The organism is Streptomyces ziwulingensis (assembly GCF_039542605.1).
In the GTDB taxonomy this organism is placed as follows: Bacteria; Actinomycetota; Actinomycetes; order Streptomycetales; family Streptomycetaceae; genus Streptomyces; species Streptomyces ziwulingensis.
Genome location: NZ_BAABIG010000057.1, coordinates 86,441 through 102,314, shown reverse-complemented (window position 1 = coordinate 102,314; position 15,874 = coordinate 86,441). Strand labels below are relative to the sequence as shown.

The window sequence follows — 15,874 nt, the reverse complement described above, 5'->3', positions numbered from 1 at the left end:
GTCCTCCGCTCTGTGGTGGATCTGCTGACGACTGCCAAGTGCCCGCGATCCACGAGGTCGTTGTGTCCGCCTTTCGGCGGTAATGACCATATTTTCTGCTGTGGTCCGACTTCTTGGCGACGTTACCCGAGCCTGGGGCGGACGCCGAGCACCGCCGTACCGACGCGCACATGTGTCGCTCCGGCCGCCACGGCCTGCTCAAGATCGGCGGTCATCCCTGCCGAGACCATGGTGGCAGCCGGACGGGCGCGGCGCAGGTCGGTCGACAAATCCATGAGGCGCTCGAAGGCGGCCTGCCGGCGTCCGGCATACTCGCCGCTCAACGGGGCAACCGTCATCAGACCGTCGAGCCGCAGCCCCGGCGCCTCGGCGACGAGACCGGCCAACTCCCCGATCCCCGCGGGCGCCACACCGCCCCGCTCGCCGCGTCCGCCCGCGTCGGCGTCCAGTGCCACCTGGAGCAGGCAGCCGGTCTCACGCCCGGCCCGTACCGCCTCCCGCGACAGCGCCGTGACCAGCCTGGCCCGGTCGACGGAGTGCACGAAGCCGGCGTAACCGAGCACGGAGCGTACTTTGTTGGTCTGCAACTGGCCGACGAAGTGCCAGGTGAGCGGCAGGTCGGCGCATTCGGCGGCCTTGGGTGCCGCGTCCTGGTCGCGGTTCTCGGCGACGTGGCGCACGCCCAGCTCCGCCAGCAGCCGCACGTCGCTCGCCGGATAGGTCTTGGTGACCACGATCAGGGTCACCGCCTCGCGCGGCCGGCCCGCCGCCGCGCAGGCGGCGGCGATCCGCTCTTCCACGCCCGCCAGATTCGCGGCGAGTTCATCCTTGCGTTGCGTCATGTTCCATCAGTCCAGCCAGACATAGCCCGCGAGCCGACCGGTGGTGCGGTCGCGGCGGTACGAGAAGTGGTCCCCGGACTCCCGGGTGCACACCGGTGACTGCGCCCGGTCGCGCACGCCGAGGCGCGTGAGCTGGGCGTGCACTCCGGCGGCGACATCGACCGCCGGCGTGCCCCAGCTCGTCTCGGCGTACGCGGCCGGCTCGGCGGCGGCCACCTCGGCGCGCATCGCCTCGGGCACCTCGTAGCACCGGCCGCACACGGCGGGTCCGGTGCGGGCGAGCATCCGGGCCGGGTCGGCGCCGAGCGAGACCATCGCCGCCACGGTGGCCGGGACGACTCCGGCGATCATGCCGGGCCGGCCCGCGTGGGCCGCGGCGACCACCCCGGCGACGGGGTCGGCGAGCAGTACGGGCACGCAGTCGGCGGTGAGCACGGCGAGCGGCAGGCCCGGGACCGCCGTGACGGTCGCGTCGACCCGCCCCACCGGCCGCTCGCCCCAGGGCTCGTCGACCACGGCGACACCGGTCCCGTGCACCTGGTTCATCCAGACCACCCGGGCGGCGTCGAAGCCGAGCGACTTGGCGGCCAGTTCCCGGTTGGCCATCACGGCGCCGGGGTCGTCCCCGACCGCCCCGCCGAGATTCAGCTCCTCGTACGGAACGGCGCTCACCCCGCCCCACCTGTCGGTGAAGGCGAAGTGCGCGCCGCTCACGGTGTCGCGCTGTCCTATCACTTCAAGAAGTCCGGCACGTCCAGTTCCTCGGCCGCGCTGTCGGAGTAGCTCCGCGACGGCGGCACCGGCGGCGGGGCCACCGGCGGCAGCTCGTGCACCGGCTCCGGGGCGGCCGGCGCCGGCTCCTCCTTCGGCTTGACGCTGCCGAGCGAGCCGAACGACGGACGGCTCTCGGACGGCCGTACCGGCGCGGGCTCCTCCCGCTTGGCCGCGGCCGAGCCGAGGACCGTGTCCCGCTTGGAGGGCGGCTGGCCGCCGTCGAAGCCGGCCGCGATCACCGTGACCCGGACCTCGTCACCGAGGGCGTCGTCGATGACGGCGCCGAAGATGATGTTGGCCTCGGGGTGGGCCGCCTCGCTGACCAGTTGGGCGGCCTCGTTGATCTCGAACAGGCCGAGGTCGCTGCCGCCGGAGATGGAGAGCAGCACGCCGCGGGCGCCGTCGATGGACGCTTCCAGGAGCGGCGAGGAGATCGCCATCTCGGCCGCGGCCACCGCGCGGTCGTCGCCGCGGGCCGAGCCGATTCCCATGAGCGCCGAACCGGCCTCGGACATGACCGACTTGACGTCGGCGAAGTCCAGGTTGATCAGGCCGGGGGTGGTGATGAGGTCGGTGATGCCCTGCACACCGGAGAGCAGGACCTGGTCCGCCGACTTGAAGGCGTCGAGGACGGAGACCTGCCGGTCCGAGATGGAGAGCAGCCGGTCGTTGGGGATGACGATGAGGGTGTCGACCTCTTCGCGGAGTTCGGCGATGCCGTCCTCGGCCTGGTTGGCCCGGCGCCGTCCCTCGAAGGTGAACGGGCGGGTGACCACGCCGATGGTGAGGGCGCCGAGCGAGCGGGCGATGTTGGCCACGACCGGCGCGCCGCCGGTGCCGGTGCCGCCGCCCTCGCCTGCCGTCACGAAGACCATGTCGGCCCCCTTGAGGACCTCCTCGATCTCCTCACGGTGATCCTCGGCGGCCTTGCGGCCGACGGCCGGGTTGGCTCCGGCGCCGAGTCCGCGGGTGAGTTCACGGCCGACGTCCAGTTTGACGTCGGCGTCGCTCATCAACAGAGCTTGCGCGTCGGTGTTGATGGCGATGAACTCGACGCCCTTGAGACCGACCTCGATCATCCGGTTGATGGCATTGACACCACCGCCGCCGACACCGATGACTTTGATGACTGCGAGGTAGTTCTGCGGTGCTGCCACGTCGAAGGCCTCTCGCCTCGAGTTACGTGTCGTCGGATCGTCGGGGCAACTGCTGCCCCGGACCCGACGACTGATGCCGAATGGGGCGGTCCGTAGCGCCGACCCGAACCCTAACGCTTAAGTTTAGGGTTACCAGTATGTCTGTTCCTTGGAGTCTTCCGAACAGGACACTAAGTCGACAAGTGGCGCGCGTTCAACGAACACGCCGAACCTCCCGTTTTTCTTTTCACCCTATGTGATCAGCCATAGGCGCGCCCAACCAGGGTGCTGACCTGCACGGATGTGCGTCAACTCGCTGCTGACGCGGGGGCGGTGGGGACCCGCACGTCGAAGTGGCGGGCATCCGGCGTCGCTTTCATCAGCGCGGTGAGTGCGCGCGCCTTCTCGGCGCCCTTCTCGCCGCTGCCCCACGCCACCGTCCGGCCGCCGCTCAACTCCAGCGAGATGTCGTCGTAGGAACGCACCTTGACCAGCCGCGCGTCGCGCGCGACGGCGTCCGGGACCCGGCCGGCGACCCGGACCGCCTCCCGGACCAGGCGGTCCTCGCCGAAGCGGCGCAGGCTCGCCGCGGCCGAGCCGGTCCGGGACACCGCCAGTTTCAGTGCGGGTACACCGCGGGGAGCGCGGGAAACCGTGGCGTATCGCACTCCGTCGTCGTCCACTTCCACATATTTTCCGTCTTTTCGCACAAGAAGAACCGGAGTGCGCTCCGTCACTTTCAGTCCGATCCCATGCGGCCAGGAACGCGTGACGGCCACCGCGTCCAGGCGCGGCAGTTCGGCCAGCAGCCGCGCCTCGATCGCCGCGGTGTCCACGGAGATCAGCGGCTCGCCGACCGGAACGTCGGCGGCCGCGCGGACCTGCGCGGGCGTCAGGACGCGGGTGCCGGAGGCCGTGACGCGCTCCACGCGGAACCAGCCGGAGCCGTACAGCAGCCAGCCGGCCACGCCCCCGGCGGCCACCAGGAGGGCGGCCAGGACGACGACCGTGCGGAGGCGGGGCGGTCCGAAGCGGCGCGCGCGGGGCGGGCCGGACGACTCCTGCTGGCGTTCACCGCGTTCGGCGGCGGTCGTTCCGGCCACGCTCCCTGCCTTCCGTCACCTGTGGCTAGCGCTCGGCGCGCGCGGCGCTGATCGCCTCGTACACCATGCCGACGAGCAGCTCGTCGGCGTCCCGGCGGCCGAACTCGGCGGCGGAGCGGGACATCTCGTACAGCCGGTGCGGGTCGGCGAGCACCGGCAGCACGTTCTGCTGCACCCACTCGGGCGTCAGCTCCGCGTCGTCGACCAGCAGTCCGCCGCCGGCCTTGACCACCGGCTGGGCGTTGAGCCGCTGTTCGCCGTTGCCGATGGGCAGCGGGACGTAGGCGGCCGGGAGCCCGACGGCGGAGAGTTCGGCGACGGTCATCGCGCCCGCGCGGCAGAGCATCATGTCGGCAGCGGCGTACGCGAGGTCCATCCGGTCCAGGTAACTTACCGGGATGTACGGGGGCATTCCCGGCATCTGGTGGACCTGCGGCAGTTCGTTCTTCGGGCCGACCGCGTGCAGGATCTGGATGCCCGCCTGCTGGAGCCAGGGCGCGACCTGCTGGACCACCTCGTTGAGGCGGCGGGCGCCCTGCGAACCGCCGGTGACCAGCAGCGTGGGCAGGTTGGGGTCGAGTCCGAACAGCGCGCGGGCCTCGGGGCGGGCGGCGGCCCGGTCCAGGGTGGCGATGGAGCGGCGCAGCGGGATGCCGATGTAACGGGAGTTGCGCAGCTTGCTGTCGGGCGTGGAGACGGCCACCTGGCGGGCGTACCGGGAGCCGATCTTGTTGGCCAGGCCGGGGCGGGCGTTGGCCTCGTGGACGATGATCGGCACTCCGAGGCGCTTGGCCGCGAGATAGCCGGGCAGCGCGACGTAGCCGCCGAAGCCGACCACGGCGTCGGCCTTGGTGCGCTCCAGGATCTGCTCGGTCGCCTTGATCGTGCCACGCAGCCGGCCCGGGACGGTGATCAGCTCAGGGGTGGGCTTGCGCGGCAGCGGTACGGCGGGGATCAGCGCCAGTTCGTACCCCCGCTCGGGTACGAGCCGGGTCTCCAGGCCGCGCTCCGTGCCCAGGGCCGTGATGCCCACGGTCGGGTCCTGCCTGCGCAGGGCGTCCGCGAGGGCGAGCGCGGGCTCGATGTGGCCCGCGGTTCCTCCGCCGGCGAGTACGACATGCACCGAAATTCACCGCTCTCCGGACGAACGTGCCGCCGAGGCACGCCGTCGCATCGTGTTCCATCTCCGGGGGTTCCGCTTGGACGGAGTACCCCCGGGCCGCTTTCTACCAAAGCGAGGTTGCCGCATCGCAAGCGCCGCTCGCGCAGCGGGCTCGTCGCGCGCGAAGGCGATCAGCAACCCGATGGCGAACATGGTCGGCAGCAGGGCGGAACCCCCGTAGGAGAACAGCGGGAGCGGGACGCCGGCGATCGGCAGCAGCCCGAGGACCGCACCGATGTTGATCACGGCCTGGGCCGTGATCCAGGTGGTCACGCCTCCCGCGGCATACCTCACGAAGGGGTCCTCCGTGCGTCCGGCCACGCGGATACCCGCATAGCCTAGAGCCGCGAAGAGGGCGAGTACCGACAGTGTGCCCGCCAGCCCCAGTTCCTCGCCGGTGATGGCGAAGATGAAGTCGGTGTGCGCCTCGGGAAGTTGTCCCCATTTCTCCACACTCGCGCCGAGCCCGGACCCGAACAGCCCGCCGGAGGCGAGGGCGTAGATGCCGTGCACCGCCTGCCAGCACGAGTCGCCCGGACCGGGGTCGGTGGCGCCGATGCAGGCGAGCCGGGCCATGCGGTTGGGGTTGGTCTTGATCAGGATCACACCGAGCAGCGCCGCCACCGAGAGCACGCCGGCGAACATCCGGGTGGGCGCGCCCGCCAGCCACAGCAGGCCGAACAGGATGGCCGTCAGGATGATCGCCGTGCCCATGTCGCCGCCGAGCATGATCAGCCCGAGCAGCATGAAGGCGACCGGCACCAGCGGCACCAGCATGTGCTTCCACTGCGTCAGCATCCGCTTGTCCTGCTTGCGGGCGAGCAGGTCGGCGCCCCACAGCACCAGGGCGAGCTTGCCGAACTCGCTGGGCTGGAGCTGGAAGGGCCCGCCGACGGAGATCCAGTTCTGGTTGCCGTTGACCGACCGGCCTATCCCCGGCACCTGCACCAGGGCCATCAGGAAGACCGCGCCGGCCAGGATCGGGTAGGCCAGCGCGCGGTGCAGTCTGACCGGCATCCGCATGGCGGCCAGCAGCAGCCCGGCGCCGATCGCGGCCGCCAGGAACTGTTTGCGGAAGAAGTACGAACCCGGCAGCGAGAGCTGGAGCGCGGTGATCTGAGAGGCCGAGTAGACCATCACCAGGCCGAGCACCGTGATCAGCGCGCTGCCGCCGAGGATCAGGTAGTAGGCGGTCAGCGGCCGGTCCCAGGCCCGCTGCAGGCGCGTGTGGAGGCGCACCACGGGGTTCTGGGGGGCCGGGCCCGGGGCGGCGGGCCGTCGGACGGCCCGCCGCGCGGGCGGACGGCCGGTACGGCTACCGGGCATAGCGGCCTCCGCTGTACGTCGGCCTGGACCGAGCCACGCGTCCCTCCCATGGTCGCCCGGCAGGGGCGGCCGGGTCTACGGGGCGCCGAGTTCGCGAACGGCGTCCGCGAACGCGTCACCGCGCTTGTTGTAGTTGGCGAACATGTCCATGGAGGCACAGGCCGGGGCCAGCAGTACCGTGTCGCCGGGCCGGGCGAGTCGCCGCGCCTCCCGGACGGCCTGGAGCATCGCCCCAGTGTCGGTCCGGTCGAGGTCGACCACGGGTACCTGGGGGGCGTGTCGCGCCAGGGCTTCGGCGATCAGCGCCCGCTCGGCGCCGATGAGGACCACCCCGCGCAGCCGCCCGGCCGCCCCCGCGACCAGTTCGTCGAAGGCGGCGCCCTTCGCCAGTCCGCCCGCGATCCACACGATCGGCTCGTACGCCGCCAACGAGGCGGCGGCGGCGTGGGTGTTGGTCGCCTTGGAGTCGTTCACGTAGGCCACCCCGTCGACGTCCGCGACGTGCGCGATGCGGTGGGCGTCCGGGGTGAAGGCGCGCAGCCCGTCCCGGACGGCCGCCGCGGAGACGCCGTAGGCGCGGGCGAGGGCGGCGGCGGCCAGGGCGTTGGCGATGTTGTGCGGGGCGGCCGGGGTCACGTCCGTGACCTCGGCCAGCTCCTGGGCGTTCTTCTGCCGGTCGGCCACGAAGGCGCGGTCGACCAGGATGCCGTCCACCACGCCGAGTTGGGAGGGGGCCGGGGCGCCGAGGGTGAAGCCGATCGCCCGGCAGCCCTCCTCGACGTCCGCCTCGCGGACCAGGTCCTCGGTGGACGGCTTGTCGGTGGCGTCGGCGTTGTAGACGCAGGCGACCTGGTTGCCCTCGTAGATGCGGCCCTTGTCGGCGGCGTACGCCGCCATGGAGCCGTGCCAGTCGAGGTGGTCCGGGGCGAGGTTGAGGACGGCCGCCGAGTGGGCGCGCAGCGAGGGCGCCCAGTGGAGCTGGTAGCTGGACAGCTCCACGGCGAGGACGTCGTAGCGCTCCTCGCCGGTGACCGCGTCCAGGAGCGAGACGCCGATGTTGCCGACGGCGGCCGTGCGCAGGCCGGCCGCCTTCAGGATGGCGGCGAGCATCTGGACGGTGGTGGTCTTGCCGTTGGTGCCGGTGACCGCGAGCCAGGGAGCGGCCCCGGGGCCGCGCAGCCGCCAGGCGAGTTCGACGTCGCCCCAGACCGGGACGCCGGCCTCGCGGGCGGCGGTGAAGAGCGGCTTGTCGGGCTTCCAGCCGGGTGCGGTGACGACCAGTTCGGCGCCCTCGGGCAGGCGCGCGGCGCCGTCGCCGCCGGATGGCGTGCCGTCGCCGAGGCGCACGGTGACGCCGAGCGCCTCCAGTTCGGCCGCCTGCGCCCGGGCGCGCTCGTCGGCGCGGTCGTTGACGACCGTGACGCGCGCGCCGAGGCGGTGCAGCACCCTGGCGGCCGGGACGCCGGAGACGCCGAGCCCGGCGACGACGACGTGCTTGCCCGTGAACTCCGAGGACGCCGGTGAGGTCACTTTTCCGCTGCCCATCCCGCGTAGAAGAGGCCCAGTCCGACGATCACACAGATGCCCTGGATGATCCAGAAGCGGACCACCACAAGGACTTCGGACCAGCCTTTGAGTTCGAAGTGGTGCTGGAGCGGGGCCATTCGGAAGACCCGCTTCCCGGTCATCCGGAAGGAGCCGACCTGGATCACCACGGACATGGTGATCAGGACGAACAGGCCGCCGAGGATGGCCATCAGCAGCTCGGTGCGGGAGCAGATCGCCAGCCCCGCGAGCACGCCGCCGAGCGCGAGCGAACCGGTGTCGCCCATGAAGATCTTGGCCGGCGAGGTGTTCCACCACAGGAAGCCGAGGCAGGCTCCCATCAGCGCGGAGGCCACCACCGCCAGGTCGAGCGGGTCGCGCACCTCGTAGCAGGCGCCCGGGTTGGTCAGGGACTGCGCGTTGGCGCAGGACTCCTGGAACTGCCAGACGCCGATGAAGGTGTAGGCGCCGAAGACGAGGACGGAGGCGCCGGTGGCCAGGCCGTCCAGACCGTCCGTCAGGTTCACGCCGTTCGACATCGCCAGGATCATGAACAGCGCCCAGACCACGAACAGCACCGGGCCGATGGTCCAGCCGAAGTCCGTGATGAAGGAGAGCTTCGTGGAGGCCGGGGTGTTGCCGCGGTTGTCCGCGAACTGCAGCGCGAGCACCGCGAAGGCGATGCCGACGATGAGCTGGCCGGCCATCTTCGCCTTGGCCCGCAGGCCCAGCGAACGCCGCTTCACGATCTTGATGTAGTCGTCCAGGAAGCCGACCAGGCCCATGCCGACCATCAGGCCCAGCACCAGCAGGCCGGAGAAGGTCGGCGCCGCGTCGGCCTCCGGGTCCAGGTAGCTCGTGATGAGCTTGGCCAGGAAGTAGGCGGCGACCGTCGCGAAGATGAAGGCGATACCGCCCATCGTCGGCGTACCGCGCTTGCTGGCGTGCTCGCGCGGGCCGTCGTCGCGGATGTACTGGCCGTAGCCCTTGCGGGCGAGGAGCTTGATCAGCAGCGGAGTGCCGACCAGCGTCAGGAAGAGGCCGATGACTCCCGCGAACAGGATCTGCTTCATCATCGGGCGGCTACCTCGCCCTCGGCACCGGTGTCGAGCAGCGCCGCGGCGACGCCCTCCAGCCCCACCGAACGGGACGCCTTCACGAGCACGACGTCACCCGGGCGCAGCTCGCTGCGCAACAGGTCGACCGCCGCCTGTGCGTCGGACACGTGCACCGACTCCTCACCCCACGAACCCTCGTTGTATGCGCCCAGTCGCAGCCAGTGGGCTTCCCTGCCCCCGACCGCCACGAGCTTGCTGACGTTGAGCCGGACGGCGAGCCGTCCGACCGCGTCGTGCTCGGCGAGCGCCTCGTCCCCCAGCTCGGCCATCTTGCCGAGCACCGCCCACGTCCGGCGTCCCCGGCCCATGGCGGCCAGCGCGCGCAGCGCCGCCTTCATGGACTCGGGATTCGCGTTGTAGGCGTCGTTGACGACCGTCACGCCGTCCGGGCGCTCGGTGACCTCCATCCGCCAGCGGGAGAGGGAGCCCGCCTCGGAGAGCGCGACGGCGATCTCGTCAGCGGACATGCCCAACTCGTGGGCGACGGCGGCCGCGGCGAGCGCGTTCGACACGTGGTGCTCACCGTACAGGCGCATGGTCACATCGCTTGCACCGGAGGGTGTGTGAAGGCTGAAGGCGGGCTGTCCGCTGTCCGTGAGTCGCACGTTCTCGGCTCGTACGTCCGCTTCGCCGGACTCTCCGAAAAGGATCACCTTCGCCGTCGTACGGGAGGCCATGGCCCGTACGTGGGGATCGTCCGCGTTGAGGACCGCGACGCCCCCCTCGCCGGCCGCCGGGAGCGCCTCCACCAACTCGCCCTTGGCCTGGGCGATCTGTTCCCGGCCGCCGAACTCGCCGAGGTGCGCGGAGCCGACGTTGAGGACGAGTCCGATGCGCGGCGGGGTCAGTTCGGTGAGGTACCGGATGTGCCCGATGCCGCGGGCGCCCATCTCCAGGACGAGGAAGGCGGTCTCCTCGGTGGCGGTGAGGGCGGTCAGCGGCAGCCCGATCTCGTTGTTGAGCGACCCGGGGGTGAAGACCGTCGGCGCCTTGCGCCGGAGCACCTGGGCGATGAGGTCCTTGGTGCTGGTCTTGCCGGCCGAGCCGGTGAGCGCCACCAGGGTGGCCCCCAGGCGCCGTACGACGTGACGGGCGAGGGCGCCCAGGGCGGCCCGGACGTCGTCCACGACGATCGCGGGCACGCCGACGGGCCGGGAGCCGAGCACGGCCGCCGCGCCCGCCGCGACGACCGCGGCGGCGAAGTCGTGGCCGTCCACGCGCTCGCCGGCGAAGGCGACGAAGAGGGAGCCGGGTCCCGCCTCGCGGGAGTCCCGGACCACCGGCCCGGTCACCTCGGCGGACGGATCCGGTATGTCGTGCATCTGCCCGCCGACGACTTCTGCGATCTCGGCGAGGGAGAGGGCGATCACAAGTTCATCCCCTGGATCATTCGGATCATGCGGGAGTTCATCCCTGGGTCTGCTGGATGGCTTCGCGAAGCACCAGGCGGTCGTCGAACGGACGGACCACCCCGGCGATGTCCTGGCCCTGCTCGTGGCCCTTGCCCGCGACCACCACGGTGTCGCCGGGCTCGGCCCGGGCGACGGCGGCGGCGATCGCGGCGGCCCGGTCCTCGAAGACCTGGACCTCGCCGCGCTCGTGCGCGGGCACCGACGCGGCGCCCTGCAGCATGGTGGCGAGGATCGCGAGGGGGTCCTCGGAGCGGGGGTTGTCGGAGGTCAGCACGGCCGTGTCGGCGTACCGGGCGGCGGCGGCGCCCATCGGCTGCCGTTTGGTGCGGTCGCGGTCGCCGCCGCAGCCGAGGACGAGGTGCAGCTTGCCCTCGGTGACCTTGCGCAGCGCCTTGAGGACCGATTCGACCGCGTCCGTCTTGTGGGCGTAGTCCACCACCGCGAAGTAGGGCTGCCCCTCGTCCACGCGTTCCAGCCGGCCCGGCACGCCCGGTACCGCGGCGACGCCGTCGGCGGCGGTCCGCGGGTCGAGCCCGGCGACGGCCAGGGCGACGATCGCGGCGAGGGTGTTGGCCACGTTGAACGGTCCGGCCAGCGGCGAGCGGGCGGTGATCCGCTCGCCCTTCGGGCCGACGGCGGTGAACGTCGAGTCCAGCGGGCCGACCACGACGTCCTCGGCGCGCCAGTCGGCGTCGGGGTGGCCCTCGGCCGAGTAGGTGACGACCGGGACGGTCGCCTCCGCGGCGAGCCGGCGGCCGTACTCGTCGTCGGCGTTGACCACGCCGAGCCTGCTGCGCTCGGGGGTGAACAGCCGTGCCTTGGCCTGGAAGTAGTCCTCCATGCCGGAGTGGAACTCCATGTGCTCCGGGCTGAGGTTGGTGAAGACCGCGACGTCGAAGACGCAGCCGTCGACCCGGCCGAGCACCAGGGCGTGGCTGGAGACCTCCATGGCGACCGCCTCGGTGCCGCGTTCGCGCATCACCGCGAAGAGCGCCTGGAGGTCGGTGGCCTCGGGGGTGGTCCGCTCCGACTTGATGCGCTCGTCGCCGATGCGCATCTCGACCGTGCCGATCAGACCGGTGGTCCGGGCGGTCCGCAGGCCGCCCTCCACCAGGTAGGCGGTGGTGGTCTTGCCGGAGGTGCCGGTGATGCCGATCTGGAGCAGGTCGCGGCCCGGGTGGCCGTAGATCGTGGCCGCCAGTTCACCCATGTGGCGCCGGGGGTCCGCGACCTCCAGCACCGGCAGGCCGGTGGCGGCGGCGCGCTCGGCGCCGGCCGGGTCGGTCAGCACCGCGGCGGCGCCGAGGCCGGCGGCCTGGGTGACGAACTCGGCGCCGTGCGCGCGGGCGCCGGGCAGGGCGGCGTACAGGTCGCCGGGGCGGACGGCACGCGAGTCGTGGGTGATGCCCGTGACCTCGGCGGTGGTCCGCGGGGCGGTGGCACCCAGTTGTCCGGCGAGTTCCGCGAGGGAGGTGGCGGAGACCTGTTCCGGCCGGGGCGGTCCCGGATAGGTCACGGGGTGGCCCTTCTGGGTGGTTTGGGAGTGATCAGGCTGTGGCACGGCGGTGAGCGTACCGGGCCCACCCGCCTGGGGGCGAAGTGAGGTGCGGGGGCCGTTTCGGTTCCCGGGATCGGGGGTGATCGTTGTCACGGGGTGGTTCCTGGTGGCTCGGTGCTGATCAGGGCTGGAAGGTGACCGGAAGGCGGGCGGGGTCGGCCCCGGTCGGCGGGACCTGGAGGCTCTTCAGGGCGAACTCCATGACCTGCTTGTAGACGGGTCCGCAGATCTGGCCGCCGAAGTAGCTGCCCTCGGTGGCGTTCTGGATGGCGCAGTAGACGGTGACGCGGGGCTGGTCGGCGGGGGCGAACCCGGCGAACGACGAGGTGTAGCCCTTGTACTGGCCGGTGGCCGGATCCACCCGGTTGGCCGTGCCCGTCTTGCCCGCCACCCGGTATCCCGGGATCCGGGCCCTGGTGCCGGTGCCCTCCTCGTCGTCGACGACCGACTCCAGCATGTGCGCGAGGGTCTTCGCCGTCCCCTCGCTGATCACACGGGTCTTCCTGGGCTTCGCGGCGGGCGTCACGCGCCCGTCGGCCTCCTTGGTGCCCCGCACCAGACTGGGCTCCACGCGGACGCCGCCGTTGGCGATGGTGGAGTAGACGGAGGCCGCCTGGAGCGCGGTGAGGGAGACGCCCTGGCCGAAAGGGATCGTGTACTGCTGCGAGGTCGACCACTGGTCGGGCGGCGCGAGGATGCCCTTGGTCTCGCCGGGGAAGTCCAGGCCGCTGTAGCTGCCGAGGCCGAACTTGCGCAGGTAGGAGTAGAGGACCTGGTTGGCCTCGCGCTGGTTCTTGCCCAGTTCCCCGGTGGCCAGGATGGTGCCGATGTTGCTGGACTTGGCGAGCACGCCGTTGAGCGTGAGGTACCAGGTGGGATGGTCGATGTCGTCCTTGAAGAGCCGGTCGCCGCGGTGCAGCCGGTTGGGGACGGTGACGTGGGTGTCCGGCGTGGCGGTCTTCTCCTCCAGCACGGCGGCCATCGACATCACCTTGGCGGTCGAGCCGGGCTCGAAGGCGTCCTGGAGGGCCGCGTTGCCGAGGGCCTGCGGGTCGGCGTGGGCCAGGTCGCCGGGGTCGAAGCCGGGCGAGTTGGCCATCGCGAGGATCTCGCCGGTCCGGGTGTCCTGGACGATGACGTAGCCGCCGTCGGCCTCGGACTTCTCGACCTGCTCGCTGATGGCGTCCTGGGCGGCCCACTGGATGTCCCGGTCGATGGTCAGCTCGACGTCGCTGCCGGGCACGGCGGGCGTCTCGTTGGCGCCGATGGTCGGGACCTGGTGGCCGCCGGACTGGGCGTAACGGATCTTGCCGTCCTGCCCGGCCAGCGTCTTGTCGAGCTGGCGTTCGAGGCCGCCGCTGCCCTCGCCCTCGGAGTTGACCCAGCCGAGGATGCCGGCCGCGAGTTCGGCGTTGGGGTAGATCCGCTTGCTGCTGGGGTCGGCGAAGACGCCGGCCAGGACGTTGACGGCCGACGCGTCGGTCCCCGCCTTCTCGGACAGGGCGGTCTTCAGATCCTGGATCTGGTTCCACTCCTGCGGGGTCTTGGAGCGCGCCAGGCGGACGTAGCGCAGGTCCTTGTTCTGCGGGCGGAGCTTCGCGACCAGGTCGTCCTCGTCCTCGCCGAGGATCGGCGCGAGCAGCGCCGCGGCCTGCTCGGGCCCGTCACCGACCTTGAGCTGCGCGCGGGTGAACATGGTCGGGTCGGCCGTGATGTCGTACGCGTCCACGGTGGTCGCCAGGGCCACGCCGTCGCGGTCGGTGATGCCGCCGCGGGCGGCGGTCAGCGTGTGCACGACGTAGCGGTTCTGCTCGGCCTTGGCGGCGTACGTGCCGGCGTCGACGGCCTGCACCTGGAGCAGCCGTACCAGGAAGGCGATCAGTACGAGGGCCAGCACGAACCCGATCAGCCGCAGCCGGGGGCGGGGGCTGCCGAGCCGGATCACCTTGGGCGGGGCCGGCCGGGACGGGCCCGGACGGCGGACGGGACGGGCACCGGGGCCGGGTACGCGCCGTCCTTGCGGACGGACGGGCCTGGCGGGTCCGGGCACACGGCGGCGCGTCGGTTCCCTGTCGGACACTTCCGTCACCTGCCGGGGGTCGGGTTCGAGGGGGGCGTCGCCGCCCGGGCCGGCGCTGCGGCCGGGGGCGCGGTGAGCGCCTCGGGGGCGATGACCAGGGGGGTCGTACCGGAGGCGGAGGCCGGGCCGGGCTCGCCCCTGACGGTGCCGTCGGGGGCGAGGAAGGCGGGGTCGCCGCCGGGGACCATGCCCAGTTCGCGGGCGCGGCGCTGGAGGGCCTGGGGGGCGGAGTAGGCGTCCACGTCGTGCTGGAGGGCCTGTTCCTCGTCGGTGAGTTCCTTGGTCTGCTGCTTGAGGTCGTCGAGCTGGAACGATCCCTCGCTCAGCGCCGAGTTCAGCACCAGCAGGGTGATCAGGCCGCCGCCGAGGAGCACCACCACCAGGAGGACGAAGGGGGTGCGGGCGGCCTGCCGCCCGCCGGTCGGGAAGAGCTGGGCGAGCCGCGCGGCCCTCCCCCTCAGTTCCGGTCTGCCGCTCACTGCCCCTCCCTCGGTCCGGGCCCGCGCCGCCCCCGCCTGGCCTGCCGCACGCGCTTCACCCGATGGACTCCCTGATCCGCTGCGCCCCGCGCAGCCTGGCCGGAGCCGCCCTCCGGTTCTCGGCGATCTCCTCCTCGGTGGGAAGTTCGGCACCCCGGGTGAGCAGCTTGAGCCGGGGGGCGTACCGCTCGGGCACGACGGGCAGGCCGGGCGGGGCGGTGTTGGCCGCGCCCGCCGCGAGGACCTGCTTGACCAGGCGGTCCTCCAGCGACTGGTACGAGAGCACGGCGATCCGTCCGCCCACGGCGAGCGCGCCGACCGCGGCCGGGATCGCCCGCTCCAGCACCGACAGCTCGCCGTTGACCTCGATGCGCAGGGCCTGGAAGGTGCGCTTGGCCGGGTTGCCGCCGGTGCGCTTGGCGGCCTGGGGCAGCGCGTCGCGGATCAGCTCCACCAGCCGGGCGCTGTGGCTGAACGGCTCCTTCGCGCGCTCGCGCACGACCGCGGAGACGATCCGTTTGGCCTGCTTCTCCTCGCCGTAGGCCCGCAGGATGCGGACCAGTTCGCCGGGGGCGTAGGTGTTGAGGACCTCGGCGGCGCTGATGCCCGTCGTCTGGTCCATGCGCATGTCCAGCGGGGCGTCCTGCGCGTAGGCGAAACCGCGGTCGGCCTCGTCGAGCTGCATGGAGGAGACGCCGAGGTCGAACAGGACGCCCTGGACGTGCGGGAGGCCGAGCCGGTCGAGGACCTCGGGCAGTTCGTCGTAGACGGCGTGCACCAGGGTGGCGCGCTCCCCGTAGGGCGCGAGGCGCTCGCCGGACAGGCGCAGGGCCTCCTTGTCCCGGTCGAGGGCGACCAGCCGGGCCTCGGGAAAGCGGGCGAGCAGTGCCTCGCTGTGTCCGCCGAGACCCAGCGTGCAGTCGACGACCACGGCTCCCGGCTCCTGGAGGGCGGGCGCCAGCAGGTCCAGGCACCGCTGGAGCATCACCGGGACGTGTCGACTCTGGCTCAAGGGGGGTCGGCCTCTCGGGTCCGGCGCGGCGTCACGCACCGCCGGGTCCCCGCCCGCTCGTCAAGGGGGGACCGGCCGGCGCCACAGGCGTCAGCCGGCCGGGAGCGGGAGGAGGCCGAGCCGTACGTACGCGCCGCGCACGTGGGGAGAAGGGGCGGCGAAACGCCCTGATCTCCGGGTTTTCAGTCCAGCGGGGAGAGCCTCGCCTCCCGCTTCGCGTCACTTTAGTCCACCCTGTCGCCCGGTCAATCAACCGGCCTGCGCGTCGCGGGGCCGCACGCGCGGGAAGCGGGACGAAGGGGTACTTCACTCGTACGGAGGCACTCG

The 15,874-nt window shown here is 72.2% G+C and carries 13 protein-coding genes; all 13 read right to left on the bottom strand.

The window, feature by feature from the left end; all coding sequences use genetic code 11:
* Window positions 1–122: 122 nt before the first annotated feature.
* The gene (locus ABEB00_RS26460; RefSeq protein ID WP_345622812.1) at window positions 123–842 is read right to left on the bottom strand and encodes a YggS family pyridoxal phosphate-dependent enzyme; all 720 of its coding nucleotides are present in this window, start codon (window positions 840–842) and stop codon (window positions 123–125) included.
* 6 nt (window positions 843–848) lie between these two features.
* Window positions 849–1,577 carry a peptidoglycan editing factor PgeF gene (pgeF, locus tag ABEB00_RS26455; RefSeq protein ID WP_345622810.1) on the bottom strand — a complete coding sequence of 243 codons (729 nt, stop codon included), beginning with the start codon at window positions 1,575–1,577 and terminating at the stop codon, window positions 849–851.
* Entirely contained in the window at window positions 1,574–2,773 is a 1,200-nt protein-coding gene (gene ftsZ, locus ABEB00_RS26450) for a cell division protein FtsZ (protein ID WP_345622808.1), read from the bottom strand. The genes pgeF and ftsZ overlap by 4 nt, the downstream gene beginning before the upstream one ends.
* A 287-nt stretch (window positions 2,774–3,060) precedes the next feature.
* Window positions 3,061–3,855 (bottom strand): cell division protein FtsQ/DivIB, encoded by a 795-nt coding sequence (locus ABEB00_RS26445; RefSeq protein WP_345622807.1) that lies wholly within the window; start codon window positions 3,853–3,855, stop codon window positions 3,061–3,063.
* Window positions 3,856–3,880: 25 nt separating this feature from the next.
* The gene (murG, locus tag ABEB00_RS26440; RefSeq protein WP_345622806.1) at window positions 3,881–4,978 is read right to left on the bottom strand and encodes an undecaprenyldiphospho-muramoylpentapeptide beta-N-acetylglucosaminyltransferase; all 1,098 of its coding nucleotides are present in this window, start codon (window positions 4,976–4,978) and stop codon (window positions 3,881–3,883) included.
* A 6-nt stretch (window positions 4,979–4,984) separates the two neighbouring features.
* A complete protein-coding gene (gene ftsW / locus ABEB00_RS26435) occupies window positions 4,985–6,343 on the bottom strand; it encodes a putative lipid II flippase FtsW (RefSeq protein ID WP_345622804.1) in 1,359 nt (452 codons plus the stop codon).
* Window positions 6,344–6,418: 75 nt separating this feature from the next.
* The gene (murD, locus tag ABEB00_RS26430; protein WP_345622802.1) at window positions 6,419–7,888 is read right to left on the bottom strand and encodes a UDP-N-acetylmuramoyl-L-alanine--D-glutamate ligase; all 1,470 of its coding nucleotides are present in this window, start codon (window positions 7,886–7,888) and stop codon (window positions 6,419–6,421) included.
* Entirely contained in the window at window positions 7,870–8,961 is a 1,092-nt protein-coding gene (gene mraY, locus ABEB00_RS26425) for a phospho-N-acetylmuramoyl-pentapeptide-transferase (RefSeq protein ID WP_345622874.1), read from the bottom strand. Before mraY ends, murD begins: the two co-directional genes overlap by 19 nt.
* A complete protein-coding gene (locus ABEB00_RS26420) occupies window positions 8,961–10,376 on the bottom strand; it encodes a UDP-N-acetylmuramoyl-tripeptide--D-alanyl-D-alanine ligase (RefSeq protein ID WP_345622799.1) in 1,416 nt (471 codons plus the stop codon). The genes mraY and ABEB00_RS26420 overlap by 1 nt, the downstream gene beginning before the upstream one ends.
* Window positions 10,377–10,413: 37 nt before the next feature.
* The gene (locus ABEB00_RS26415) at window positions 10,414–11,934 is read right to left on the bottom strand and encodes a UDP-N-acetylmuramoyl-L-alanyl-D-glutamate--2,6-diaminopimelate ligase (protein ID WP_345622873.1); all 1,521 of its coding nucleotides are present in this window, start codon (window positions 11,932–11,934) and stop codon (window positions 10,414–10,416) included.
* Window positions 11,935–12,097: 163 nt separating this feature from the next.
* Window positions 12,098–14,065, bottom strand: a complete 1,968-nt coding sequence (locus ABEB00_RS26410) for a peptidoglycan D,D-transpeptidase FtsI family protein (RefSeq protein ID WP_345622797.1) — start codon at window positions 14,063–14,065, stop codon at window positions 12,098–12,100.
* Window positions 14,062–14,535 (bottom strand): cell division protein FtsL, encoded by a 474-nt coding sequence (gene ftsL, locus ABEB00_RS26405; protein WP_345622795.1) that lies wholly within the window; start codon window positions 14,533–14,535, stop codon window positions 14,062–14,064. The genes ABEB00_RS26410 and ftsL overlap by 4 nt, the downstream gene beginning before the upstream one ends.
* Window positions 14,536–14,590: 55 nt before the next feature.
* Window positions 14,591–15,547 carry a 16S rRNA (cytosine(1402)-N(4))-methyltransferase RsmH gene (gene rsmH, locus ABEB00_RS26400; protein ID WP_345622793.1) on the bottom strand — a complete coding sequence of 319 codons (957 nt, stop codon included), beginning with the start codon at window positions 15,545–15,547 and terminating at the stop codon, window positions 14,591–14,593.
* Window positions 15,548–15,874 lie beyond the last annotated feature (327 nt).

Excerpts from the sequence above, each read along its gene's own strand:
- murD (WP_345622802.1), bottom strand. The coding sequence starts at position 7,888 with ATGGGCAGCGGAAAAGTGACCTCACCGGCGTCCTCGGAGTTCACGGGC.
- ftsW (WP_345622804.1), bottom strand. The coding sequence starts at position 6,343 with ATGCCCGGTAGCCGTACCGGCCGTCCGCCCGCGCGGCGGGCCGTCCGA.
- ABEB00_RS26460 (WP_345622812.1), bottom strand. The coding sequence starts at position 842 with ATGACGCAACGCAAGGATGAACTCGCCGCGAATCTGGCGGGCGTGGAA.
- mraY (WP_345622874.1), bottom strand. The coding sequence starts at position 8,961 with ATGAAGCAGATCCTGTTCGCGGGAGTCATCGGCCTCTTCCTGACGCTG.